The following is a 21935-nucleotide window of genomic DNA, read 5'->3' on the forward strand; positions in this document are numbered from 1 at the left end:
TCTCCATGCCGAACCTGCCCACCACCGAAGAGCTCCGCAAGGCCGGCGAGCAGGCCGTGGCCGCCGCCCGCACGCCGCTGCTGGCCGCCCTCGGCGCCGGCGACCTGGCCGCCAAGGCGGTCATCGAGGCGTTGAACAAGGCCCGCGAGCGCGCCGAGTCGGCGAAGACCGCGGCCGAGTCCGCCGACCTGAAGAAGGACCTGCGCGACCGGCTGGACCCGGCCGAGCTGCGCAAGGTCGTGGACGCCTACACGCAGTCCGCGCTGAACCTCTACCAGTTCCTCGCCCAGCACGGCGAGGAGGCGCTGGAGAAGCTGAAGACCCAGCCGGGGCTGCAGAAGGCGCTGCACCAGGTCGAGGAGGCCGTCGAGACCGCGCAGAAGCGCACCGAGGCCGCCGCCGCGGACGCCCGCGTGCTGGCCGACGACGTGCTCGGTAAGGTGTCCCGCCGCACCCGCGCGGTCGGCGAGAAGGTCGCCGACGACCTGGACGACGCGAGCGAGAAGCTGGCCGAGACCGTGGTCGAGGTCGGCGGTGACGTCGCCGCCGAGGTGCGCGAGACGACCCGCAAGGCCGCGACGCGCAAGCCCGCCGCGACGAAGCCGGTCACCACGACCAAGCCCGCCGCCGCGGTGAAGCCCGCGAGCCCGACGAAGACCGCGGCCACCCGCTCGACCACGGCGAAGAAGCCGACCGACAGCGGCAAGTGACCCGACCGTGACGGGGCGTCCCACCAGGGGCGCCCCGTTTCGGCTGTACCACGACCGCGCCACGCACGTAGGCTGGAGACGTGTTGCCACCCTTCCCGCCGTTCAGTCCCCTCTACCTGGACTTCTGGGTCATGTTCGCGGCGTACTACGCCGCGCTGGTCATGGGCGTGTTCGCCTTCGCGCACGCGCTGTCGCAGCGGGCCGACGCCTACACGGCGGCCGAGCGCATGACCAAGCCCGCGTGGCTCGGCATCACCGGCGGTGGCGCGTTCGCGCTGCTGCTGTTCCACCCGTTCTCCGCCGGCGGCATGTTCTGGCTCGCCGGGCTGGTCGCGGTCACGGTGTACGTGGTCGACGTCCGGCCCCGGCTGATCGAGGTCCAGCGCGGCCCGCGGTGGTGACGCACCGGAGCTTCGGCTCCGGCGCACCCGTCACGCTCGTCGGCCACGGCCTGGGCGCGACACCCGGCGAAGCCCGCCTGCCCACCTCCGGACTGCCGGGCACGAAAGTGGTGGTCACCCTCCCCTCGCACGGCGACGCACCCGACGCGCCCGAGGGCTACTGGACCTACCGGCGCATCGCCGCCGACCTGCGTGCGGCGGCACGGGAGACCGGCGCGACCCGGGCGGTCGGCGTGTCGTTGACGGCGGGCGCGCTGCTGGCCCTGCTCGCCGACGAACCCGACGCGTTCGACCGCGTCGCCCTGCTGCTGCCCGCCGTGCTGGACGAGCCGAGGCGGCTGCTCGGCCGCGAAGAGGCGATCACCGCCGTCGGCGGACCACCCGACTACCAGGCCGAACGGCGACAGGCGTTCGCGCGGCTCGACGGCGCGCTGAACGAGCTGCCCGGTCAGGTCGCGGTCACCGACCGCGCGGCGTTGGCCCAGGTCACGGCCCCGGTGCTGGTGGTCGGCGCGACCGACGACCCGCTGCACCCCGAGGACGTGGCCAAGCAGGTGGCCGCCGCGTTCCCGAACGGCCGGCTGGAGCTCGTGCCGTCGTGGGCGACCCGTCGCGGTGACGTCCGCGGGTGGTTGGTCGACTTCCTGCGGGGGTAGCCGAACCCCATGGCCGAACAGAAGAGGATCGCATTCCTGGTCGACACGGAGGGCATCGAGCAGGTCGAGCTGACCGAGCCCTGGCAGCACGTGGAGAAGGCCGGTGCCGTGCCGAGGCTGCTCGCGCCCAAGCTGGGAACGGTGCAGGCGTACGACCACCTCACGCCGGCCGACACGTTCGACGTGGACGTGCCGTTCGCGCACGCGGACCCCATGGACTACGACGCCGTGGTGATCCCCGGTGGTGTCGCCAACGCCGACAACCTGCGGATGGACCGCGACGCGGTGAAGTTCGTCAAGCAGCACGTCGCCGCGGGCAAGCCGGTCGCGGCGATCTGCCACGGGCCGTGGCTGCTGGTCGAGGCGGACGTGGTGCGCGGCAAGCGGCTGACCTCGTTCCCGAGCCTGGCCACCGACCTCCGCAACGCGGGCGGCGACTGGTCGGACGAGGAGGTGCGGGTCTGCGACGTGGCCGGGTGGACCCTGGTCACCAGCCGCAAGCCCGACGACCTGCCCGCGTTCAACCGCGAGGCGCTCAAGGCCTTCGGGCTCCAGGACATCTGACGCGTCCCGCACCGGGTCCACGGGGATGTGCACCTCCCCGTGGACGGGTCAGAGCCTGGCCGTCGCGTACGCCGCGATCGCGTCGCGGACGTACTCGGCGAGGCCCTCGACGTGCTCGTCCAGCTGGGACCTGAACTCCGGCGCGTCGAGGTAGAGCTCGCCCAGCCCGGTGTAGGACTCCCGGTTCGGCGTCCAACTGCGGGACAGCCAGGCGTGGTGGCGGTCGGTGACCTCCATCGCCCGCGGCGCGTCGGCCGCGACGCCGGCGCGGAACACGTCGGCGTAGGCCTGGACGATCGCCCGCCACTCGGCCAGGTACCCGTCGGCGTCGGCCTTCGTCCAGCCCTTCATCCGGCGCTTGCCCTCGTCGATGTGCGCCTGCGCCTGGTCGCCGTAGCGCTCCACCAGGTCCGCCTCGTAGCGGGCCTGGCGGTCGGCGTCGAAGCCGTCGAACAGCTCTTCCATCTTCACTTCGTCACCCCCTTCCAGTTCCTCGATCGTGCGGGAGACGGTCCGGGCCAGCTTCGCCAGCCGCTCCTGCTCGACGGCCAGCCACCGCGCGTGGTTGCGCAGCACGTCGACCGCCCGGTGCCGCCCGTCCAGGACCTCGGCCACGGTGTCGAGGCCGAGTCCCAGGTCGCGCAGCAGCAGGATGCGCTGGAGCCGGTGCAACTGCTCGCGCTCGTAGTAGCGGTAGCCGTTGTCGCCGATCCAGGCCGGCTGGAGCAGGCCGATCGCGTCGTAGTGCCGCAACGTCCGCGAAGTGACCTTCGACATCCGCGCGACCTGTGCGATCGACCAGGCCATGACCGTGCTCCCTCCCTGTGCCGACCACGGTAGGGGTTGACGTAGCGTCAACGTCAAGCGCGGCCGGCAGGATGGCCGGTGTGTGGACCATCGCGGGAACCCTGAGCCCCTTGCCCGTGCTCGACCGACTCGACCTGGTCGCCGACCCGGTCGCCGCGGCGGTGAGGTCGATGGCGGACGGCGCGCGGCTCGCGGTCGCGGAGATCGACCCGGCGCTGGCGGACACGGCCGAGTTCTGCGCGCACTACGGCTCGCCCTTGGCGGCGTCGGCGAACTGCGTCGTGGTCGCGGGCAAGCGCGGCGAGACCGTCCGGTACGCGGCGTGCGTGGTGCTGGCCACCACGCGCGCGGACGTGAACGGGGTCGTCCGGCGGCGGCTGGACGCGCGCAAGGCGTCTTTCGCGCCGATGGACGACGCGGTGTCGCTCAGCGGCATGGAGTACGGCGGCATCACGCCGATCGGCCTGCCGGAGGACTGGCCCGTGCTGCTGTCGCCCGAGGTGGCGGCGGCGCCGGAACTGGTCATCGGCAGCGGCATCCGGGGCAGCAAGATCCTCGTCCCGGGCGAGGTGCTGGCGAAGCTGCCGAGCGCCGAGGTCGTGGAGGGCCTGGCCCGCTAGGTCGCCAGCGCCCGGTCGAGCACCTCGCGCGCCTGGTCGTGCGTGAGGTGCCCGATGAGCACGTGCGTGGTGAGGCCGTCGGCCAGCGCCAGCACCGTGCGCGCCCGCGCGCGGTCGCCGAGGAGCCTGGTGAACATGTCCTCGAGGTCGGCGTAGCTCGCGCGCAGGACGGGCGCGAGCGCGGGGCTGACGGCCGCCTGCGCGACGAACGCGAGCCACACCCTGGCTTCGGCGCGCTCGGGCAGCGCGACGGCGCGTGCCGCCTCGGCCGCGGTGCCGCCCGCCCGGCCCAGGACTCGCTTGCCGACCTCTTCCAGCGCGAACCGCAGCATCTCGTCCTTGGTGCGGAAACACCGCTGCACGGCGCCCATCGAGACGTCCGCGCGCGCCGCGACGTCCCTCAGGGTCACGCCTTCGAGGCCGCGCTCGTCGGCGAGCAGGAACACCGCGTCGGTGATCCGCCTGCGCCGGGATTCGTATTCGACCTGCTTGGGCACCTGTGGATAGTATCCGATGCACTTGCATCGGAACGGGGGCGTCATGTGGGACTGGACGGCGGCGGAGCAGGCCGCCGCGGTGCGATCGGGCCGCGTCACGGCGGTCGCGCTGGTGGAGAGCCACCTGGAGCGGATCGCCGCGGTGAACCCGGTGGTCAACGCGATCACGCGGCTGGTGGCCGAGCAGGCGCTGGCCGAGGCGGCGGAGGTCGACCGCGACGGCGCGCGCGGGCCGTTGGCCGGTGTGCCGTTCACGGTGAAGGAGAGCATCGCGATCGGCGGCGTGCCGACGACCCACGGCGCGGTGCGGTTCAAGGACTTCGTGACGCCGCTGGACGCGCCGCCGGTGGCGCGGCTGCGCGCGGCGGGCGCGATCCCGATCGGGCACTCGAACATGCCGACGCTCACGTTGGCCGGCGTGCACACGCGCAGCGAGCTGTTCGGCGACACCGTCAACCCGTGGGACCCGGCCGTCACGCCCGGCGGGTCCAGCGGCGGTGACGGGGTGGCGGTGGCGACCGGGATGGCGGCGTTGGGGCTGGGCAACGACGCCGGCGGCTCGGTGCGCATCCCGGCGGCGTTCTGCGGCGTCGCCGGGTTGAAGCCGACCTGCGGGCGGTTCCCGGCCGACCACCGGCTCGGTCCCGACGACCCGCCGCTGGGCGCGCAGCTGTTCGTGGTGGACGGGCCGCTCGCCCGGACCGTCGGGGACCTGCGGCTCGCGTTCGAGGCGTTGGCCGGCACGTCGCCGCGCGACCCGAGGGCGGTGCCCGTGCCGTTGACCGGGCCGCCGCTGCCCCGCCGGGTCGCCGTGGTCGCCGATCCCGGCGGCACGGGTGTCGACCCGGTGGTGCGGGCCGCGGTCGAGGACGCCGCCGGCGTGCTGTCGGACGCCGGGTACGAGGTGGTCGAGGCGGACGTGCCGGTGCTGGACGAGGCGTTGTCGGCCTACGGGAGCATGCTGATGACCGAGTTCACGCCGAGCTGGCCGGTGGTGCGGACGTTGCTCGGCCCGGAAGGGCACCGGTACATCGAGATGTCGATGGCGAAGACCGGGCCGGTGGACGTCGCGGAGTACGTGCGGCTCACCGGCGTGCTGCTGGGCGTGAAGCGGGCGTGGGCGGAGTTCCTGGCCCGCTTCCCGCTGGTGCTAGGGCCGGTGTTCACCGCGCGGGCGCCCGAGCCAGGCCTGGAGTCGCGCTCGCGCGAGGGGCACGACCTGGTGACCGGCGCGATGCGGCTGTGCACCGCGACGAGCTTCGCGGGCCTGCCCGCGGTGGCCGTGCCGACCGGGGTGGTCGACGGGCTGCCGGTCGGCGTGCAGCTGATCGGGCAGGCCTACCGCGAGGACGCGTGCCTGGACGCGGCCGAGGTGCTGGAGCGGGTGATCACGCCGCGTACTCCCGCAGGAAGCTGACGGCCTCGTCGGCGTCGTCGGTCACGAGGATCCAGCGCTCGGCCTCCCGGCCGCGGGCCAGGCGGCGCACCAGCGGCGCGGCCGGCACCTCGTCCACCCAGAAGTCCTCGCCCAGGAACACCATCGGCGCGGCCGGGCCGACCGAGCCGTAGTGGTTCTGGCAGTAGTCCTGGAAGACCTCCTGCACGGTGCCCGCGCTGCCCGGCGTGTAGATGATGCCGCCGGTGGCGACGGTCAGCAGGCCCTCCTCGCGCACCGAGTTGGCGAAGTACTTGGCGTGCAGCTCGCACGCCGGGTTCGGCGGCTCGTGGCCGTAGAACCAGGTCGGGATGCCGATCGTGCGCGGGCGGTCGGAGGTGGGCAGGTCGGTGGGGCAGGCGGCGATCCAGCGGCCGATGGACTCGGGGTCGCCGCCGAACGCGGGCGCCTTCGCCAGGTCCGTCAACGTCGGCTCGTCCACGCCGATCCGCACGCCCAGCGGCACGGCCTCCATCACGCCCGGACCGCCGCCGGTCAGCACGGTGAACCCGGCTTCGCCGAGCGCCGCGCCGAGCCCCACCGCCCGCCGATAGCCCTCCGTGTCGCGGCCGAGCGCGTGCCCGCCCATCACGGCGACCGGCCGTTCGGGCAGCGCGTCCGCCAACGCCTCGGTGATCGCGTGGTCGTGCAGGCGTTCGGCGAGCGCGTGCAGCGGGTCCGGGTTGTGGCCTTGGGCGCGGCTGTGCCGGTAGATCAGGGCGTCCGGGGTGTCGGCGTAGGACAGCGGGTCGTCCGGGTCGAAACCGGCGAACAGCTCGGCCGGCGTGTAGAGCCGCGACCGGTACACGTCGTAGGGCAGGCCGGGGATGGTCGGGAACACCAGCGCCCCGGCCGCCGCCGCGCGTCGTTGGGCCAGCGGCGAGAGCGTGCAGCCGAGGAACAGCGCGCCGTCCATGGGGACGCGCAGGTCCTCCTCGCCCAGGTCGAGCCCGACGAGGACGGCGTGCCTCAACTCGGTGGCCGCGCGGACCTGGTCGAGGTCGGTGTACTCGGTGCGCACCGGCGCAGCCTACGGGCGAGCGTCGGACTCCCGTCGCGCCGACGTCGTACCCGGGGTGCGCGAACGTGGGGCTCTCGCGAGAGTCCTACGTTCAGAGGTGGTGGGTTCGACCCTCAGAAGATGACGGTCTGGTTGCCGTGCACCAGGACGCGGTCCTCCAGGTGCCACCGGAGACCGCGCGACAGCACGACCTTCTCGATGTCACGCCCCTTGCGCACCATGTCGTTGACGGAGTCGGTGTGGTCCACCCGGATCACGTCCTGCTCCACGATCGGGCCCTGGTCGAGGTCCGCGGTCACGTAGTGGCACGTCGCGCCGACCAGCTTCACGCCCCGGCTGCGCGCCTGGTGGTACGGCCGCGCCCCGATGAACGACGGCAGGAAGCTGTGGTGGATGTTCAACGCCCGCCCGGCCCAGTCCGCGCACAGCTCGGCGGGCAGGATCTGCATGAACCGCGCCAGCACCACCGCGTGCGGCCGGTGGGCGTCCACGAGCTGCCGCAGCTGCGCGAACGCCGCCGCCTTGCCCTCCGGGTCGTTCGCCGGGAACGGCACGTGGTGGAACGGGATGCCGTGCGCCCTGGTGATCCCGGCCAGGTCGGCGTGGTTGCCGATGACCGCGGACACGTCGACGTCCAGCTCGTGCGACGCCACCCGGCCCAGCAGGTCGTACAGGCAGTGGCCCTCCTTGGACACCAGGATCACCACCCGCCTGCGCTCGCCCGAGTCGGCGACCCGCCACGAGCCGGGACGCGCGCCCAGCTCGCGGGCCACCTCGGCGAACCGGACCCGCAGCTCGTCCACGTCGAACGGCAGCGAGTCGGCCCGGACCTCCTGGCGGGTGAAGAACCAGTTTGTGGTCGGGTCGGTGTGGTAGGCCGCTTCGACGATCCAGCCACCGTGCTCGGCCAGGAACGAGGAGATCCGGGCCACGATGCCGGTGCGGTCGGGGCAGCCGAAGGTGATCACGTAGCGTCGTTCAGGCAGAGGCACGACCGGAAGTATCTACGGTCGCGGCAGCCCGTCCAGCAGGGACCGGTCACCCGATGTGATGGCGCCGCTCGGCCTGCCCCACGCCGCCCGGTAGACCGCGTCGGCGGTCCCGGCCACGGTGGCGTCCTCGTCGGTCCCGGAATCGGTGATCGGGCCGACCTGCGGCGGCTGACCCGGCGTGAGCCGGAGCTCCCAGGCGCGGCTCGCGTCGGCGGCGTGGAACAGCACCCGCCCCGTCCGCGCGATCGGCCTGCGCCGGGCGCCGGTCGGCAGCATCCGGGTCAGGAACTCGTCCACCCCGTCGGCCGCGAACTCGACGTCGAACAGCAGGGACGGCACGTCCGCGCCGTGCCGGGCGTGCTCGGCGTCGAGCCGGTGGATCGCGGTCTCGTGCGCCTGCCGGCGTGACCAGAAGCCGAAGGTCTTCGGCCCGACGAACGTCCACGCCGGCGTGTTCGACGTGGAGCCGAGCAGGGTGTCGGCCAGCTCGTCGACCTTCTTGTCCCACCAGTCGAGCAGCTCGTCCCAGTCGGCGGGGCGGTCCTCGGGCTTGACCCAGTCCCCGTCGGCCGGCGTGTGCAGGGCCCGCAACGCCCACGAGTGGACCATCGCTATGTGGTCGACGAGGCCCCGGACCGTCCAACCCGGACAGGTGGGCACCTGCGCCTCGGGCCCGGCGGCGACCGCGGCGGCGCGCAGTGCGGAGGCCTGCGTCTTGATGTGCTGCACGAAATCGGCGTGGTCCACTCCGCACAGCCTAGGGACTGACCACGTCCCAGGACAGGGTGATCTCGCCGAGCCGCCACCGCTTCCGGTCGTCCAGCACCGGCCAGCCGCGCTCGGCCAGCAGCCGCACGGACTCCACCCAACGCGCACGCGGACCGTAGGGGGCGAAAGGCGCGCACGTCGCCCAGCACGCGTCCAGCTCGGAGAGCAGGGCGTGCACCTTCTCGCCGGGCACGTTGTGGTGGATCAACGCCTTCGGCAGCCGCTCGGCGAGGTCACCCGGGGTCTCCAGGTCGGCGGGCAGGCAGGAGAGCGTGAACGTCCGCGGCCCTTCCGAGGTCAACGCGACCCAGCAGCAACGGCGCCCGATCTCGTCGCACGTGCCCTCGACCAGCACGCCGCCGGGCGCGAGCCGGCCGACCATGGTGTCCCACGCCTCGGCCGCCTGCTCCTCGGTGTACTGCCGGAGCACGTTGAACGCGCGCAGCAGCAACGGGCGCGCGCCGGCCAGCTCGAACCCGCCGCGCCGGAAGTCGAGACCTGGCGGGTCGGCGACCTCCTTGCCCGCGGCCACCCGGTCGGCGTCGAGTTCGAGGCCGAGCACGCGGACGCCCGGGTTCACGGCGCGCAGCCGTGCCGCCATCTCGACGGTGGTGATCGGCGAGGAGCCGTACCCGAGGTCGACCACCAGCGGTTCGGGCGCGGCGAGCAGGTCGCGGTAGGTGTGCGCGACCCACCGGTCGACCCGGCGCAGGCGGTTCGGGTTGGTGGTGCCCCTCGTGGGCAGGCCGAGCGCACGCGCCCGGCCCGCGGCTAGGCGCGGCGTGCGAGCCATTCGGCGGTGAACTCGGATTCCTTGTCGAGCAGCAGCGAGACCTGTTCGGCGATCATCGCCTCCAGCTTGCCGCCCATGATCGGGATGCCCACCTTGACCTGACCCGTGAGGGTGAGTTCGCTCCCACTCGCGGTGTCGGCGAGCGTGATCGTGCCGTCCAGGCGGCCCGGGACGCCGTTCAGCGTCACCTCGACCGTGCCCGCGTAACCGGCCTCGGTCCACGACTCGGCGCGGTCGATGACGAGGTCGCCGCCGAGCAGGCCGCGGGCCACCGACGGCAGCTTGTCGGCGGGCACACCCTGCTTGAGCTGGTAGGACGTGCTCTGCTCGGTCGTGGTGAAGGCGACCAGCTCCGGGTTCGTGCCGCCCAGTTCGGCGAGCCGGTCCCGCAGGTACGTCTGGTCGACCAAGGCTGCGTACACGTCCCGCGCCGGCCAGCGGGACGTGGTTCGGTGCTCGATGCGGCGTGCCATGTCGCGGAGGCTACCGTTCACGGTCGTGACCACCCCGCCCTCCAGTGCCCGTGTGCCGCTGGCCGAGTGCACCACGCTGCGGCTCGGTGGCCCTGCGACGAGGTTCACGCGCGCCGCCACAGCCGCCGAGCTGGTCGAGACCGTCCGCGCGTTGGACGCGGACGGCGAGCCGTTGCTGCTGCTCGGCGGCGGTTCGAACCTGGTGGTGTCCGACGCCGGGTTCGACGGCACGGTGGTGGCGGTCGGCACGTCCGGCCGCCGGCTCGACCCGTTGGGCGACGGCCTCGTGCAGCTGACCGTGGAGGCGGGCGAGGACTGGGACTCGGTCGTCGCGGAGGCCGTGGCGCAAGGGCTGGGCGGGCTGGAGTGCCTGTCGGGGATCCCGGGCCTGGTCGGCGCCACGCCGGTGCAGAACGTCGGCGCGTACGGCGTCGAGGTGGCGCAGGTGCTGACGTCGGTGGACCTGCTGGACCGCCGCACGGGTCGCGTGCACCAGGTGCCGGCGGACGGCCTGGGGCTCGCGTACCGGACCAGTGTGCTGAAGGGCACCGACCACGCGGTGGTGCTGCGGGCGCGGTTCGCGCTGACCGCGGGCGGGCAGTCCGCGCCCATCCGGTACGGCGAGCTGGCCAGGGTGCTCGGCGTCGCGCCAGGCGACCGGGTGCCCGCCGACGCGGCCCGCAAGGCGGTGCTGGAACTGCGGCGCGGCAAGGGCATGGTCCTGGACGCGACCGATCACGACACGTGGAGCGCGGGCTCGTTCTTCACCAACCCGCTGCTGGACGACTCGACGTTGGCCGGGGTGCTGATCCGGATCGCCGAACGGCTCGGGCCGCAGGTGGAGGTGCCGACGTACCCGGCGGGTGCCGGGTACTCGAAGCTGTCGGCGGCGTGGCTGATCGAGCGGGCCGGGTTCGGGCGCGGGCACCGGGGGCCGGGTGGCCGGGTGGCGTTGTCGGGCAAGCACACGCTGGCGTTGACGAACCGGGGCGGCGCGTCGACGGAGGACCTGCTGGACCTGGCGCGCGAGGTGCGGGACGGGGTGCGGGCTGCGTTCGGGGTGGAGCTGCTCCCGGAGCCCGTGCTGGTGGGCTGCGAGCTCGGGTGATCGGCCACCTGATCGAACCGCCGATCGGGTGACGCGGTGTGACGAATCCTCACTCCACGCGTTTCATGGAGGTAGGGGCACCTGTTGGAGGTCGTCATGGCCTACCCCGACGACGATCGAGCGGACGTCAGGCCGATCAAGAAGCTGGTTGAGGACGATTTCCTGAGCCGGCCCGGTGTGGTGGGTGTCGACCTCGGCGAGAAGACCGTCGGCGGCCGGGCGACCGGCCGGCTGGCGATCGTCGTGTTCGTCCGCCACAAGGGCCGCGCCGCGCAGTTCGCCATCCCGCCGGACGTTCTGGGTGTGCCGACCGACGTGGTCGAGGACACGTTCTGGCCGCACCACACCATCGCCTCGCCCGAGGGCGTGAGCGGTGCGGAGCGGCACGAGTCGTTGGCCGGCGGCATCGGGATCGGGCCGAGCCGGGCGATCCGGTTCGTGCCGCCGGACGTGCCGGAGGTGGACGACTACGTGGTGGCCGGGACGCTGGGCGCGCTGGTCACGCCGCGCCGCAGGAGCACGGTGATGGCGTTGACGTCGTTCCACGTGGCCTGCGTGGACGACGCCTGGGCGGTCGGCGACCCGATGGTGCACCCGTCCCGCGTCGACGGCGGGCACCCGGTGCGCGACCGGGTCGGAGTGCTGGCGCGGGCGGCGTTGTCGGCGAAGGTGGACGCCGCCGCGATCACGCTGACGACACCGCGCGTGCGGCCGGAGGTGGTGGGGTTGGGCGCGGTGACGGGTGCCGCGCGGGCGCGGGTCGGTGACCGGGTGCGCAAGCGCGGTCGGACCACGGCGGTCACGGAGGGCGTGGTGGCGTCGACGGACGCGGCGATCACGCTGGACTTCGGGGTGCAGCTGGGCGTGCGGACGCTGTACGACCAGATCCGGATCGAGACGCCCCGGTTCGCCGACCACGGTGACTCGGGCGCGGTGCTGCTGGACGACGCGAACCGCGTGGTCGGGTTGTACTGCGGCGGGAGCCCGGACCGGGGGTTCGCGAACCCCATCGGTCCGGTGCTCGACCAGCTGGACGTGGAACTGCTGACGTCGGGGTGATGCCGTTCGGTGGTCCTGTGCGGTCTGGTCTGGTCCGGTCAGGCCCGGTGCACCCGTGAAGCTGACGCTTGCGCGCGGGGCTTGAGGACGATCTGGTCCAGGTTGACGTGCGGCGGCCTGGTCACCGCGAACGCGATCACGTCCGCCACGTCGTCCGCGGTGAGCGGCGTCACGCCCTGGTAGACGGCCGCGGCCCGGTCGGCGTCGCCGTCGAACCGGTTGACGGAGAAGTCGGTCTCGACCATGCCGGGCAGGATCTCGGTCACGCGCACGGGTTGGCCGAGCAGCTCGCCGCGCAGCGTGCGGTGCAGCGCGGACTGGGCGTGCTTGGCGGAGGTGTAGCCCGAGCCGTTGTCGTAGGCCTCGTAGGCGGCGACGGAGGTGACGGTGACGACGTGCCCGTCACCGGAGGCGATCAGCTTCGGCAGCAGGCCCTTGGTGACGCGCAACGTGCCGAGCACGTTCGTCTCCCACATCCACCGCCAGTGCTCCTCGTCGGCTTCGGCGACGGTGGCGAGGCCGCGCGCGCCGCCGGCGTTGTTGACCAGCACGTTCGCCGCGGGGATGGCGTCGAGGAAGGACTCGACCGACGAGGCGGAGGTGACGTCCAACTCGACCGCGGCGCCCTCGATCTCATCCGCGATAACCTTGAGGCGGTCGACCCGCCGGGCGCCGAGCACCACGTGGAAGCCCTCGGCGGCGAGCCTGCGGGCGGTGGCCTCGCCGATGCCCGCACTGGCTCCGGTCACGACTGCGATAGGACGGTTCACACCGGGAATCCTAGGCGTGGGACGCGCATGTGACGCGGATCACTCGCACCGGGAGTCGAGTGGGACGTCCTTCGATCAGGAGGTCGTAACGTGCACAGGACAGTGGCGGCTCTGCTGCTCGGCTTGGCCCTGGTGGCCGGCTGCTCGGCGAAGGTGGAAACGGGCACCGCGAAACCGATCGGCGGCGACAACCCGCCGGTGGCCAAGTTCACCACCGCGCCCGCGGACGGCGCGGTCGACGCCCCGGTGAACGCGCCGGTGCAGGTCACCGTGGCCGAGGGCACGATCGACCAGGTCGCGGTCACCAACCCCGAGGGCAAGGCGGTCCAGGGCAAGCTCGCCGAGGACAAGAAGTCGTGGTCCAGCACGGAGCCGCTCGGGTTCGGCAAGGCGTACGCGTACGCGGGTCGGGCGACCGGGACCGACGGCAGGCCGGTCGAGCTGAAGGGCGGGTTCACCACGGTGAACCCAGCTTCGCAGGTGCGCGCGACGCTGTTCCCCGGCGACAACCAGACCATGGGCGTGGCGGTGCCGATCAAGGTCGACTTCGACGCCGACGTCGCGGATCGCGCGACCGTCGAGAAGGCGCTGACCGTGACGAACTCGGCCGGGGTCAAGGGCAGTTGGGCGTGGCTCAGCTCGCGCGAGGTCCACTACCGGCCGGAGAAGTACTGGCCCGCGAACACCCAGATCCACGTCGAGGCGAAGCTGTACGGGGTGCCCTACGGCGGCGGCGCGTACGGTCGCGCGGACGTGACCAGCGACTTCACCATCGGCCGCAACCAGGTCGTGAAGATCGACACGCCGTCGCACCAGTTGGTCGTGCAGCGTGACGGGCAGACGGTGGCGACCTACCCGGCGTCGTTCGGCAAGGACGACGACCCGAACCTGGCCACGCCGAACGGCACGTTCGTGGTGATGCAGAAGTTCGACACGTGGAGCTTCGACAACCCCCAGTACGGCTACACCAACGTCGTGAAGAAGTGGTCGGTGCGGTTCTCCAACCACGGTGAGTTCATCCACGAGAACAACGACAACGCGGCGAACATCGGCAAGCTCAACTCGTCCCACGGGTGCGCGAACCTGTTGGAGGCCGATGCCAAGGCGTACTACGACAGCGCGATGGTCGGTGATCCGGTGGAGGTGACCGGGTCGGCTACGACGTTGCCGGCGCAGTTCGACTGGTACGACTGGCAGATTCCTTGGGCGCAGTGGCAGACGATGTCCGCTCTGTGAGCGAGCGGGTTGGGTCGGGTTGGTGTGGTGGCTGGGTTCCGCTCGATGGGCGGTGGTGAGGCCGGCTCGATTTGACATGGGGCCCTTACGGGCACTCCAGGCAGGCCAAAGCCGGCAGGCCCGGCGGGGAAGAGCGTCCCGCCGGGCCTGCCGGCTTCGACCAGCCTAAAGCACCCGAACCCATGTCAAATCGGGCCTCGGTGGGTGGTTCCGGGGCCGTTGTGGGTGCGTTGTGGGTTTGGCGCGGGACGGTCGGTGCTTTGGGCACGGTGCTTGGGGCACGGTGTGGTCTGGGGGCTGGGCTGTGGTGGATGGCGCAAAATCGCTTGCGTGGGAAGTGGTGGGATGACTCCCGCGTTGTCGTAGGTCGTGCGGAATACTCTCCTCGACGCCGAGGGCGTCCGGCTGTTGGTTCGCGAGTCGGGCCCGGCCGATGCCCCTGCGGTCGTGCTGGTGCACGGATGGGCGCAGTCGGGGGAGGTGTGGGCGCCTCAGCCGTCGTGGCGTGGTTACGCGGTGGACCTGCGTGGTCACGGGGGGTCCGAGGTTGCCGACGGCGGTTATCGGGAGTCGGCGGTCTGGGCGGCTGATCTGAAGGCCGTTCTCGATCACGTCGGGCGGCCTGCCGTGGTGGTCGGGTGGTCGTACGGCGGGGTGGTGGTCGCGGACTACCTGCGTTTCCACGGCACGGCCGGGATCAGTGGGTTGGTGCTGGTCGGGGCGGTGACCGAGTTGGGGCGGGGTAGGCCTGGAGGGGTTACCGGGCCGGTGATGAAGGCGGTGTTGCCTGCCGCGTTCTCCGATGACCCGGCGGTGGCGGTGCCGGCGTTGACGCGGTTCTGCCGTGATCAGGCGCCGGGGTTGGCCGGTGACGTGGTGCAGCGGATGGTGGGCACGGCGTTGCGGGTGCCGCCGCGGGTTCGGCGGGAGCTGTTCCGGCGTGACGTGGACAGCGCCGTCGTGCTGAAGGCGGTCGACAAGCCGACACTGGTCGTGCACGGCACCGCCGACGAGGTGGTCGACCCGGCCGCCGGTGAGTACTCGGCGGCCCTGATCCCCGGAGCCGACTTGCGCCGCTACGACGGAACTGGACACTCGCCGTTCCTGGAACGGCCGGAGCGCTTCGCGGCCGACCTCGGTCGGTTCGTGGCAGAGGTCTCGCGGTGAAGCGGGTCGCGGTGCTGTCGGTGCACACGTCGCCGTTGGAGCAGCCCGGCACGGGCGACGCGGGCGGGATGAACGTCTACATCGTCCAGACCGCCACGCGGATGGCGCAGCGGGGCATCGCGGTGGAGATCTTCACCCGGGCCACGTCCTCGGAGCTGCCGCCGGTGGCCGAGCTCGCGCCCGGCGTGAAGGTGCGGCACGTGGTCGCGGGGCCGTTCGAAGGGCTGGGCAAGGAGGAGCTGCCCGGTCAGCTCTGCGCCTTCACGGCGGGTGTGCTTCGGGCCGAGGCGCGGCACGAGCCCGGTCACTACGACGTCGTGCACTCGCACTACTGGTTGTCGGGGCAGGTCGGGTGGTTGGCGCGGGAGCGGTGGGCGGTGCCGTTGGTGCACACGGCGCACACGTTGGCGAAGGTGAAGAACCTGGCGCTGGCGGCGGACGACATGCCAGAGCCCCGGATGCGGGTGATCGGCGAGGAGCAGGTGGTCGCCGAGGCGGACCGGCTGGTGGCCAACACCGACGTCGAGGCGGCCGAGCTGGTCAAGCTCTACGACGCGGACCCGTCGAAGGTGCTGGTCGTGCCGCCGGGGGTGGACCTGGAGCGGTTCACGCCGGGTGATCGGGACGGGGCCCGGGCGGCGTTGGGGTTGCGGCCGGAGTCGGTGGTGCTGGCGTTCGTGGGGCGCATCCAGCCGTTGAAGGCGCCGGACGTGTTGTTGCGCGCGGCGGCGGAGATGGTGGCGCGTGATCCCGGGTTGCGGTCGCGGTTGGTCGTCCTCGTGGTCGGTGGGCCGTCGGGGTCGGGGATGAAGACGCCCGACGAGTTGGTGCGGTTGGCGGCCGAGCTGCGGATCTCGGACGTGGTGCGCTTCCTGCCGCCGCAGGGTGGTGAGGCGTTGGCCCGGGTCTACCGGGCGGCCGACGTGGTCGCGGTGCCCAGCTACAACGAGTCGTTCGGGCTGGTGGCGCTGGAGGCGCAGGCGTGCGGGACCCCGGTGGTGGCGGCGGCGGTGGGCGGGTTGCCGGTAGCGGTGCGCGACTGGGTGTCCGGGGCGTTGGTGGACGGTCACGATCCCGGTGCTTGGGCGCGGGTGTTGTCGACCATCGCGCTGAACCCCGCGTGCCGGGAGGAGCTGGCCAGCAACGCCGTCGGCCACGCCCGCCGGTTCTCCTGGGACCGCACGACTGATTCACTCCTCGCGGGGTACGCCGAAGCCCGGGACGTGTTCCGCGAGGAGGTCATCGCTTGAGCCTGGACGACGTCATCCGGTCGACGCTGGACGACCGCGAGCTGCGCTACGACCGCAAGGAGCCGGGTCGGTTCTTCGTGACCCTGCCCGGCACGAAGAAGCTCCAGACGAACTGCTGGCTGGTGGTCGGCAGGCACGCGCTGGTGGTGGAGGCGTTCGTCTGCCGCAAGCCGGACGAGGCGCACGAGGCCGTCTACCGGTTCCTGTTGCGGCGCAACGCGAAGCTGTACGGCGTGCACTACACGATCGACACGACCGGTGACATCTACCTGGTCGGCCGGATCGCGCCGCACGCCGTGACGCCCGACGAGCTGGACCGCGTGCTCGGGCAGGTGGTGGAGGCCGCCGACGGCGACTTCAACACGTTGCTGGAGATCGGGTTCGCCGGCGCCATCCAGCGGGAGTGGGACTGGCGGGTCTCGCGCGGCGAGTCGCTGGCCAACCTCGAGGCGTTCCGCCACCTGGTGTCCGAATCGTGATCGCGCGGGAGCAACGGGGATGAGCGCGGGCCCCGTCCCACCGGTGACCGGAAACCAGGGAGGGTCACATGGGCAGACGGGTGGGGCTGGCGGTGGCCGCGTTCGCGGTGCTGGCGCTGGCGGGGTGCGCCGCGAACAGCTCGGGGACGTCGTCGGCGGATCAGGCCGCGCCGGCGCCGGCGCAGGAGAACGCGCAGCGGGGCGGCGGCACGCCGAAGCAGGAGTCGGCCGGCACGGGTGAGGCGCAGCAGGCGGGCACGTCGGCGCAGCAGAACCGGCAGCTCGTGCGCACGGCGACGGTCGAGTTGCGCGCGCCGGACTCGAACGCGGTGTTGAGCGAGGTCAAGGACCTGGTGATCGCGGAGGGCGGGTACTCGGCGCAGGAGAAGTCGCAGGCCAACCGCGCCTCGGTGACGTTGAAGGTGCCCGGCGACCGGCTGGACCCCGTGATGGAGTCGATCGCGAAGCTGGAGGGCGTCGAGGTCAGCAGGCGTGAGCTGCAGACCGAGGACGTGACCGAGCAGGTGGTGGACATCGAGGCCAGGCTCGCCAACCAGAGGGCCAGCGTGGAGCGGGTGCGCGGCCTGCTGGAGCGGGCCACGACCACGTCCGAGATCACCGACATCGAGGCCGAGCTGACCAAGCGGCAGTCCGAGCTGGAGTCGCTGCAACGCCGGTACGAGACGCTGAAGGGCCAGGTCGCCATGGCGACGCTGACCGTCGTCATCTCGGCGACGGGCGAGCCGGTGGTCGTGCAGGACGAGAACGACTTCCTGGAGGCGTTCGCCGGTGGCTGGAAGGCACTGGTGACGGCGTTCGGCTGGCTGCTGGTGGTGCTGGGCGGCGTGCTGCCGTTCGCGGTGGTGCTGGGGGTGCCGGCGTTCGGCTACCTGTGGTGGCGGCGTCGCCGGAGGGCCGTGCCCGTGGAGCCCGCCGCGTCGTCGAGCACGCCGTAGCGGGCGGGAGCGCGGGGCGGCTTGGGAGAGAGGGGGAGTCGCGAGCTCAAGCCGCCCCGCGTAGGTCCCCGCTGAAGGTGGATCCGGGCGGGGGGAGCCCGGGCTTCCAAGCGGGCCGCGGCTCGACGGGGGGATGGCGAACCGCGGTTCTGCCGCGCGGGTCGATCGGAGTGCGTGGGAGCCGACCCGCGAGGGCCCTGCCAACTTGGCAGATGGCCGGTGATCACCACAAGGGGCGGCGCTACTCCATTCGTGTTGTTCTTAGCCGAGTTAAGTAACGCTGTAGCGGGAGGGGCGACCGCCTTGACCGGCGATGTGGCTTGACTCACGATGACGGGATCCCGGCCCCCAGGATGAGTGAGGCAGCCGCATGGTCTTCCGCAGTCCGTTCCCCGATGTCGCGGTCCCGGACGTCACGCTGCACGAGTTGCTGTTCGCCGACCTCGGCGAGCGCGCCGACCGGGTGGCCCTGGTCGACGGCACCTCGGGCGCGTCGTTGACGTACCGCCAACTGGCCGGGGCCGTCGACCGCCTGGCCGCCGCGCTGGCCGCCAGGGGGATCGGCAAGGGCGACGTCGTGGGCATCCTCAGCCCGAACACCCCTTACTACGCCGTCGTGTTCCACGGCATCCTCCGCGCGGGCGCCACCGCGACCACCGTCAACGCCCTCTACACGGCCGACGAGGTCGCGCACCAGTTGACCGACGCCGGCGCGAAGATGCTGTTCACGGTGTCCGTGCTGCTGCCGAACGCCGCGCCGGGCGCCGAGAAGGCGGGCATCTCCGACGTGGTCGTGCTGGACGCCGCCGAGGGCTACCCCAGCCTGTCGTCGTTGCTCGCGAACGACGAGCCGGCGCCGGAGGTGTCGATCGACCCGGCGCGGGACGTCGCCGTGCTGCCGTACTCGTCGGGGACGACCGGCCGGGCCAAGGGCGTGATGCTGACGCACCGCAACCTGGTCGCGAACATCATGCAGTGCGGGCCGCTGCTCCGGGTCGGCGGGGACACGAAGATCCTCGCCGTGCTGCCGTTCTTCCACATCTACGGCATGCAGGTGCTGATGAACAACGGCCTGCACGTCGGCGCGACGGTGGTGACGCTGCCGAAGTTCGACCTGGCCGAGTTCCTGCGGGTGATCCAGGACCACCGGACCGACCGCGTCTACATCGCCCCGCCGGTCGCCGTGGCGCTGGCCAAGCACCCGCTGGTCGACCAGTACGACCTCTCCGGCATCGACACGATCTTCTCCGGCGCCGCGCCGCTGGACGTCGACCTCGCGGCGGCCGTCGCCGAGCGCCTGGGCTGCCGCGTCTCGCAGGGGTACGGGATGACCGAGATGAGCCCGGTCAGCCACGCGATCCCGGACGGCCGCGACGACATCCCCGTCGGCACGGTGGGCGTCATCGCGCCGAACATGGAGTGCCGCTTCGTCGACCCGGCCACCGGCGAGGACGTGGGCGTGGGCGAGCGCGGCGAGCTGTGGTGCCGCGGCCCGAACGTCATGCAGGGCTACCTGAACAACCCCGATGCCACCGCCGCCACGCTCGACGAGGACGGCTGGCTGCACACCGGCGACGTCGGGGTCATCGACGAGAACGGCCTGGTCAGCATCGTCGACCGGGTCAAGGAGCTGATCAAGTACAAGGGCTACCAGGTGCCGCCCGCGGAGCTCGAGGCCGTGCTGCTGACGCACCCGGAGATCGCCGACGCGGCCGTGGTCGGCGTGCGTGACGCGGAGGGCGAGGAGGTGCCGAAGGCGTTCGTCGTCCGCCAGCCGGGCACGGCGCTGGACGAGTCCGGCGTGATGGAGTTCGTGGCGTCCCAGGTGGCCCCGCACAAGAAGGTGAGGGTCGTGGAGTTCATCGAAGCGATCCCGAAGTCGGCCTCGGGCAAGATCCTGCGCAAGGACCTGCGCGCCCGCGAGGCCCGCTGATCCAGTGATCGGTTAGCGCAGGTGAGCCGCTCGAACCATGGCTGACCTGGGCCAACAGGGTCACCAGCGAAATTGAGTATCTGTCATGTTCTGTCGGTAGCTGCGGCTCGCTGCCGCTGCTCACGGAACATGTACGGAACAACGAAGACCCCCGGCGGTGATTACTGCCGGGGGTCTCGTCATTGGCTCCACCTGGGTAAACGTGCCTAAGTGTAGGCCCGGTGTCCCGCTCTTTCCGTCGCCGTACTCGATCGCGCTCCTGCGTGCGGCCAACAGGGCGGAGAGGGGTCGGATGTTGGAGGACTCGCTCTCTGGGGTCTGAGGGCAACTGCTGGTGTGCAGTCGAGCCCTAGCCCGGCCGTGCGGCGTGCTAGACCAATCCCTGTTTGCTCGACTTTGCGGCAGTGCTCATTAGTCCGTATAGGTGCTTACCGGTGTTGTCCGGTATGACTAGACTGACACACTTTTTAGACCAATCCGGTTCTGCTGGGCTTTTTTTTGAACGTGCAGATGGATATGGATGTGAGTGCAGTGTGCGTCGCGCCCGGCTTGGATGACAGTGCTCGCACCTGAGGCAGAGCCATGCTGTGCATGGAGGAAGCTCTCCGGTGTTGACCGTCGATGGTCGAACAACCGGGCCTCCTCTACGCGTCATCCGTGATGGATGGCAGGAGACTACCTGTGTATGCGAGGCAGCAGCTATAACCATGTACAGACCTGCGGCTCGGCTTCACCTAGCTATCCTCGCCGAGCAGGTCATCGATCCGCTGGTTCGACTTCTCGTGTTGGCCGTCGAGCACCTTGGCGTAGACCTTGAGCAGAACGGCCACCGAGTGGCCCGCCCGTTCCGCCACCTCGACGGGTGGCACCCCTGCCGCCAGCCAGGTCGAGACGGCCGCGTGCCGCAGGGCGTACGGCTCATCTGCCAACGGCGAAGCGGCCTGAGAGGGCGACAGGCCGACCAGACGCACTCTCCGCCACGCTGCTGTGTAGACCGACGAGTTGATCGGCTCAGCGGTCTTCTGGCCCCGAAAGAGACGGCCGTCCGGCGTGGTGCCGAACCGGTCGAGGTGCCACCGCAGGGTGGCGACCAGCGCGGGTGGGATGGGCACCGGCCGGGTTGCGCCGTCTGGTCGCCGCTTCAGGTTGCGCTCTTCCCAACCTGCGCCCGAGTCCGTGTAGCGCGCGACGGCCCGGGTTGCCGACTTCTCCAGGAGCAGTTCACCGAGCCGGATTCAGGCAGCTTGCAGTCCGTCTCGCGGAGCCTGTTGACCTCACCGGGCCGCAGCCCCGCGTAGTACATGGTCGCGAAGAAACCGAGCAGGTAGTCGTAACTCCCCGGCCGCCTCCCGGCGTAGGTCACGGCGGCCAAGAGTTGCCGCGCTTGCTTCGGGTTCACGACTGATCGAGGGTCGACTTCACCGATCGTGTCCTGGCCGGTCACCCGCAGCCCCGACAACGGGTTCGCGGCCAGCTCACCGATCTTGACCGCGTAACCGAGCAGCAAGCTCACGACGGCTCGTCGGGATTTCGCGGTCCACGCAGTGGTGGCCTTCCCGTCGAGTTTGCGCGCCAATGTCCGCAGGATCTTGTCCAACTCGACGCCATCCGCCAGCTCACGAGCCGGACGGGAGAAGGTCTCGATCCATCGCGCTGCTGCTTGCTGCTCGTCACTGAGTTGGTGCGGCCTGAGTTCAGGCGGAAGCAGCAGACAGGTAGTCAGCGTGCGCCTCAGCACCGTGGAGGTTGGTGCCCCACGTTGTGAGGTGACGAACGCGGCGACGGGGATCGCGCAGGCATCCACGTACCGCTTCCGCGTGTTGGGCGCGACCTCGTTCCACTCGTGTTCGATGAACTCCTGCGCGAGCTGCAACAACGACCGCGCCGACTTCGCCTTGATCTCCGACTCCGGAAGACCGGTTCCGACGTCGAATGCCTGTCCTTCACGAGCGGCCTGGACCAGCTCATTGCGCCGGTTGTTGGCCAGCGCCTTGGTCCGGTACCACTCAGAGTGCTCCTTACCTGCGGTGATCCATCGAACGCCGTACGGCTTGGGTCGCTTCTTGCCGTTCTTGTCCGGCTTGAGGGTCTTCAGTTCCCAGATGTTGACCTTGTAAGAGAGGTTCACGCGGCCTCACTCCGCAGTCTGGCCAGCCAAGTGTTGTAGTCCGGGCCGGAGATGCGCAGCGAGCCGTTGGGCAGTTTGTGGGAGACCGGGGCGGCACCGGGTATTTGCCGCC

24 protein-coding genes are annotated in these 21935 nt (G+C 71.4%); 14 read left to right on the plus strand and 10 right to left on the minus strand.

Features of this window, described 5'->3' with window-relative positions:
* Positions 1-5 precede the first annotated feature (5 nt).
* The 4 genes from LNK82_RS08225 to LNK82_RS08240 all read left to right on the plus strand — a co-directional run bounded on the left by LNK82_RS08225 (position 6) and on the right by LNK82_RS08240 (position 2331).
* Positions 6-710, plus strand: coding sequence for a hypothetical protein (locus tag LNK82_RS08225; protein WP_230566339.1), 705 nt, complete (start codon positions 6-8; stop codon positions 708-710).
* Between the two features lie 116 nt (positions 711-826).
* The gene (locus LNK82_RS08230; RefSeq protein ID WP_372470446.1) at positions 827-1111 is read left to right on the plus strand and encodes a DUF2516 family protein; all 285 of its coding nucleotides are present in this window, start codon (positions 827-829) and stop codon (positions 1109-1111) included.
* Complete coding sequence (locus LNK82_RS08235; RefSeq protein WP_230566340.1) at positions 1108-1767, plus strand: alpha/beta fold hydrolase; 660 nt, start codon at positions 1108-1110, stop codon at positions 1765-1767. Before LNK82_RS08230 ends, LNK82_RS08235 begins: the two co-directional genes overlap by 4 nt.
* 9 nt (positions 1768-1776) lie before the next feature.
* Positions 1777-2331 carry a type 1 glutamine amidotransferase domain-containing protein gene (locus LNK82_RS08240; protein ID WP_230566341.1) on the plus strand — a complete coding sequence of 185 codons (555 nt, stop codon included), beginning with the start codon at positions 1777-1779 and terminating at the stop codon, positions 2329-2331.
* A 48-nt stretch (positions 2332-2379) separates the two neighbouring features.
* On the opposite strand, the gene LNK82_RS08245 is transcribed toward LNK82_RS08240, so the two are convergent.
* A complete protein-coding gene (locus tag LNK82_RS08245) occupies positions 2380-3138 on the minus strand; it encodes a MerR family transcriptional regulator (RefSeq protein WP_230566342.1) in 759 nt (252 codons plus the stop codon).
* 71 nt (positions 3139-3209) lie between these two features.
* Between LNK82_RS08245 and LNK82_RS08250 the strand changes: the two genes are divergently transcribed.
* On the plus strand, positions 3210-3758 hold the full coding sequence (locus LNK82_RS08250) for a YbaK/EbsC family protein (RefSeq protein WP_230566343.1): 549 nt from the start codon (positions 3210-3212) through the stop codon (positions 3756-3758).
* Here the strand turns inward: LNK82_RS08250 and LNK82_RS08255 are convergent.
* Positions 3755-4255, minus strand: a complete 501-nt coding sequence (locus LNK82_RS08255) for a TetR/AcrR family transcriptional regulator (protein ID WP_230566344.1) — start codon at positions 4253-4255, stop codon at positions 3755-3757. The two genes, LNK82_RS08250 and LNK82_RS08255, sit on opposite strands and share 4 nt — an antisense overlap.
* A 16-nt stretch (positions 4256-4271) precedes the next feature.
* Here LNK82_RS08255 and LNK82_RS08260 point away from each other — a divergent pair, with 16 nt between their 5' ends.
* Positions 4272-5672, plus strand: a complete 1401-nt coding sequence (locus tag LNK82_RS08260) for an amidase (protein ID WP_230566345.1) — start codon at positions 4272-4274, stop codon at positions 5670-5672.
* Here LNK82_RS08260 and LNK82_RS08265 read toward each other — a convergent pair.
* From LNK82_RS08265 to LNK82_RS08285, 5 genes are all read right to left on the minus strand, one after another.
* Positions 5644-6711: an LOG family protein gene (locus tag LNK82_RS08265; protein ID WP_230566346.1), complete on the minus strand. Its 1068-nt coding sequence runs from the start codon at positions 6709-6711 to the stop codon at positions 5644-5646. The two genes, LNK82_RS08260 and LNK82_RS08265, sit on opposite strands and share 29 nt — an antisense overlap.
* Positions 6712-6824: 113 nt before the next feature.
* Positions 6825-7703, minus strand: coding sequence for a formyltetrahydrofolate deformylase (purU, locus tag LNK82_RS08270; protein ID WP_230566347.1), 879 nt, complete (start codon positions 7701-7703; stop codon positions 6825-6827).
* Between the two features lie 12 nt (positions 7704-7715).
* Complete coding sequence (locus tag LNK82_RS08275) at positions 7716-8450, minus strand: maleylpyruvate isomerase family mycothiol-dependent enzyme (protein ID WP_230566348.1); 735 nt, start codon at positions 8448-8450, stop codon at positions 7716-7718.
* 10 nt (positions 8451-8460) lie between these two features.
* A complete protein-coding gene (locus LNK82_RS08280) occupies positions 8461-9264 on the minus strand; it encodes a class I SAM-dependent methyltransferase (protein WP_230566349.1) in 804 nt (267 codons plus the stop codon).
* Complete coding sequence (locus LNK82_RS08285) at positions 9243-9737, minus strand: DUF2505 domain-containing protein (protein ID WP_230566350.1); 495 nt, start codon at positions 9735-9737, stop codon at positions 9243-9245. Before LNK82_RS08285 ends, LNK82_RS08280 begins: the two co-directional genes overlap by 22 nt.
* On the opposite strand from LNK82_RS08285, the gene LNK82_RS08290 reads away from it, so the two are divergent.
* Together LNK82_RS08290 and LNK82_RS08295 are read left to right on the plus strand one after the other, a co-directional pair.
* Positions 9736-10845, plus strand: a complete 1110-nt coding sequence (locus LNK82_RS08290; RefSeq protein WP_230566351.1) for a UDP-N-acetylmuramate dehydrogenase — start codon at positions 9736-9738, stop codon at positions 10843-10845. The two genes, LNK82_RS08285 and LNK82_RS08290, sit on opposite strands and share 2 nt — an antisense overlap.
* A 96-nt stretch (positions 10846-10941) precedes the next feature.
* Entirely contained in the window at positions 10942-11904 is a 963-nt protein-coding gene (locus LNK82_RS08295) for a chymotrypsin family serine protease (protein ID WP_230566352.1), read from the plus strand.
* Between the two features lie 38 nt (positions 11905-11942).
* Here the strand turns inward: LNK82_RS08295 and LNK82_RS08300 are convergent, their stop codons facing one another.
* A complete protein-coding gene (locus tag LNK82_RS08300) occupies positions 11943-12674 on the minus strand; it encodes an SDR family NAD(P)-dependent oxidoreductase (protein ID WP_230566353.1) in 732 nt (243 codons plus the stop codon).
* Positions 12675-12764: 90 nt separating this feature from the next.
* Between LNK82_RS08300 and LNK82_RS08305 the strand changes: the two genes are divergently transcribed.
* The 6 genes from LNK82_RS08305 (at position 12765) to LNK82_RS08330 (ending at position 19695) form a co-directional block, all read left to right on the plus strand.
* Positions 12765-13910, plus strand: coding sequence for a L,D-transpeptidase (locus LNK82_RS08305; RefSeq protein ID WP_230566354.1), 1146 nt, complete (start codon positions 12765-12767; stop codon positions 13908-13910).
* Positions 13911-14279: 369 nt separating this feature from the next.
* Positions 14280-15077 carry an alpha/beta fold hydrolase gene (locus tag LNK82_RS08310; RefSeq protein WP_230566355.1) on the plus strand — a complete coding sequence of 266 codons (798 nt, stop codon included), beginning with the start codon at positions 14280-14282 and terminating at the stop codon, positions 15075-15077.
* Positions 15074-16327, plus strand: a complete 1254-nt coding sequence (mshA, locus tag LNK82_RS08315) for a D-inositol-3-phosphate glycosyltransferase (RefSeq protein ID WP_230566356.1) — start codon at positions 15074-15076, stop codon at positions 16325-16327. The genes LNK82_RS08310 and mshA overlap by 4 nt, the downstream gene beginning before the upstream one ends.
* Entirely contained in the window at positions 16324-16806 is a 483-nt protein-coding gene (locus LNK82_RS08320) for a type III secretion system chaperone family protein (RefSeq protein ID WP_230566357.1), read from the plus strand. The genes mshA and LNK82_RS08320 overlap by 4 nt, the downstream gene beginning before the upstream one ends.
* Positions 16807-16874: 68 nt before the next feature.
* Positions 16875-17762, plus strand: coding sequence for a DUF4349 domain-containing protein (locus tag LNK82_RS08325; RefSeq protein ID WP_230566358.1), 888 nt, complete (start codon positions 16875-16877; stop codon positions 17760-17762).
* Between the two features lie 370 nt (positions 17763-18132).
* Positions 18133-19695 carry a 4-coumarate--CoA ligase family protein gene (locus LNK82_RS08330; RefSeq protein ID WP_230566359.1) on the plus strand — a complete coding sequence of 521 codons (1563 nt, stop codon included), beginning with the start codon at positions 18133-18135 and terminating at the stop codon, positions 19693-19695.
* A 734-nt stretch (positions 19696-20429) separates the two neighbouring features.
* Here LNK82_RS08330 and LNK82_RS08335 read toward each other — a convergent pair.
* A complete protein-coding gene (locus LNK82_RS08335) occupies positions 20430-20807 on the minus strand; it encodes a site-specific integrase (protein WP_230566360.1) in 378 nt (125 codons plus the stop codon).
* Positions 20808-20836: 29 nt separating this feature from the next.
* Complete coding sequence (locus tag LNK82_RS08340) at positions 20837-21823, minus strand: hypothetical protein (protein WP_230566361.1); 987 nt, start codon at positions 21821-21823, stop codon at positions 20837-20839.
* Positions 21824-21935: the final 112 nt, after the last annotated feature.

Origin of the sequence: Saccharothrix luteola, from assembly GCF_020859565.1 — a bacterium.
Lineage (GTDB): Bacteria > Actinomycetota > Actinomycetes > Mycobacteriales > Pseudonocardiaceae > Actinosynnema > Actinosynnema luteola.

Excerpts from the sequence above, each read along its gene's own strand:
- LNK82_RS08225 (WP_230566339.1), top strand. The coding sequence starts at position 6 with ATGCCGAACCTGCCCACCACCGAAGAGCTCCGCAAGGCCGGCGAGCAG.
- LNK82_RS08240 (WP_230566341.1), top strand. The coding sequence starts at position 1,777 with ATGGCCGAACAGAAGAGGATCGCATTCCTGGTCGACACGGAGGGCATC.
- LNK82_RS08245 (WP_230566342.1), bottom strand. The coding sequence starts at position 3,138 with ATGGCCTGGTCGATCGCACAGGTCGCGCGGATGTCGAAGGTCACTTCG.
- LNK82_RS08250 (WP_230566343.1), top strand. The coding sequence starts at position 3,210 with ATGGCCGGTGTGTGGACCATCGCGGGAACCCTGAGCCCCTTGCCCGTG.
- LNK82_RS08260 (WP_230566345.1), top strand. The coding sequence starts at position 4,272 with ATGCACTTGCATCGGAACGGGGGCGTCATGTGGGACTGGACGGCGGCG.
- LNK82_RS08280 (WP_230566349.1), bottom strand. The coding sequence starts at position 9,264 with ATGGCTCGCACGCCGCGCCTAGCCGCGGGCCGGGCGCGTGCGCTCGGC.
- LNK82_RS08290 (WP_230566351.1), top strand. The coding sequence starts at position 9,736 with ATGTCGCGGAGGCTACCGTTCACGGTCGTGACCACCCCGCCCTCCAGT.
- LNK82_RS08285 (WP_230566350.1), bottom strand. The coding sequence starts at position 9,737 with ATGGCACGCCGCATCGAGCACCGAACCACGTCCCGCTGGCCGGCGCGG.
- LNK82_RS08295 (WP_230566352.1), top strand. The coding sequence starts at position 10,942 with ATGGCCTACCCCGACGACGATCGAGCGGACGTCAGGCCGATCAAGAAG.
- LNK82_RS08325 (WP_230566358.1), top strand. The coding sequence starts at position 16,875 with ATGGGCAGACGGGTGGGGCTGGCGGTGGCCGCGTTCGCGGTGCTGGCG.
- LNK82_RS08330 (WP_230566359.1), top strand. The coding sequence starts at position 18,133 with ATGGTCTTCCGCAGTCCGTTCCCCGATGTCGCGGTCCCGGACGTCACG.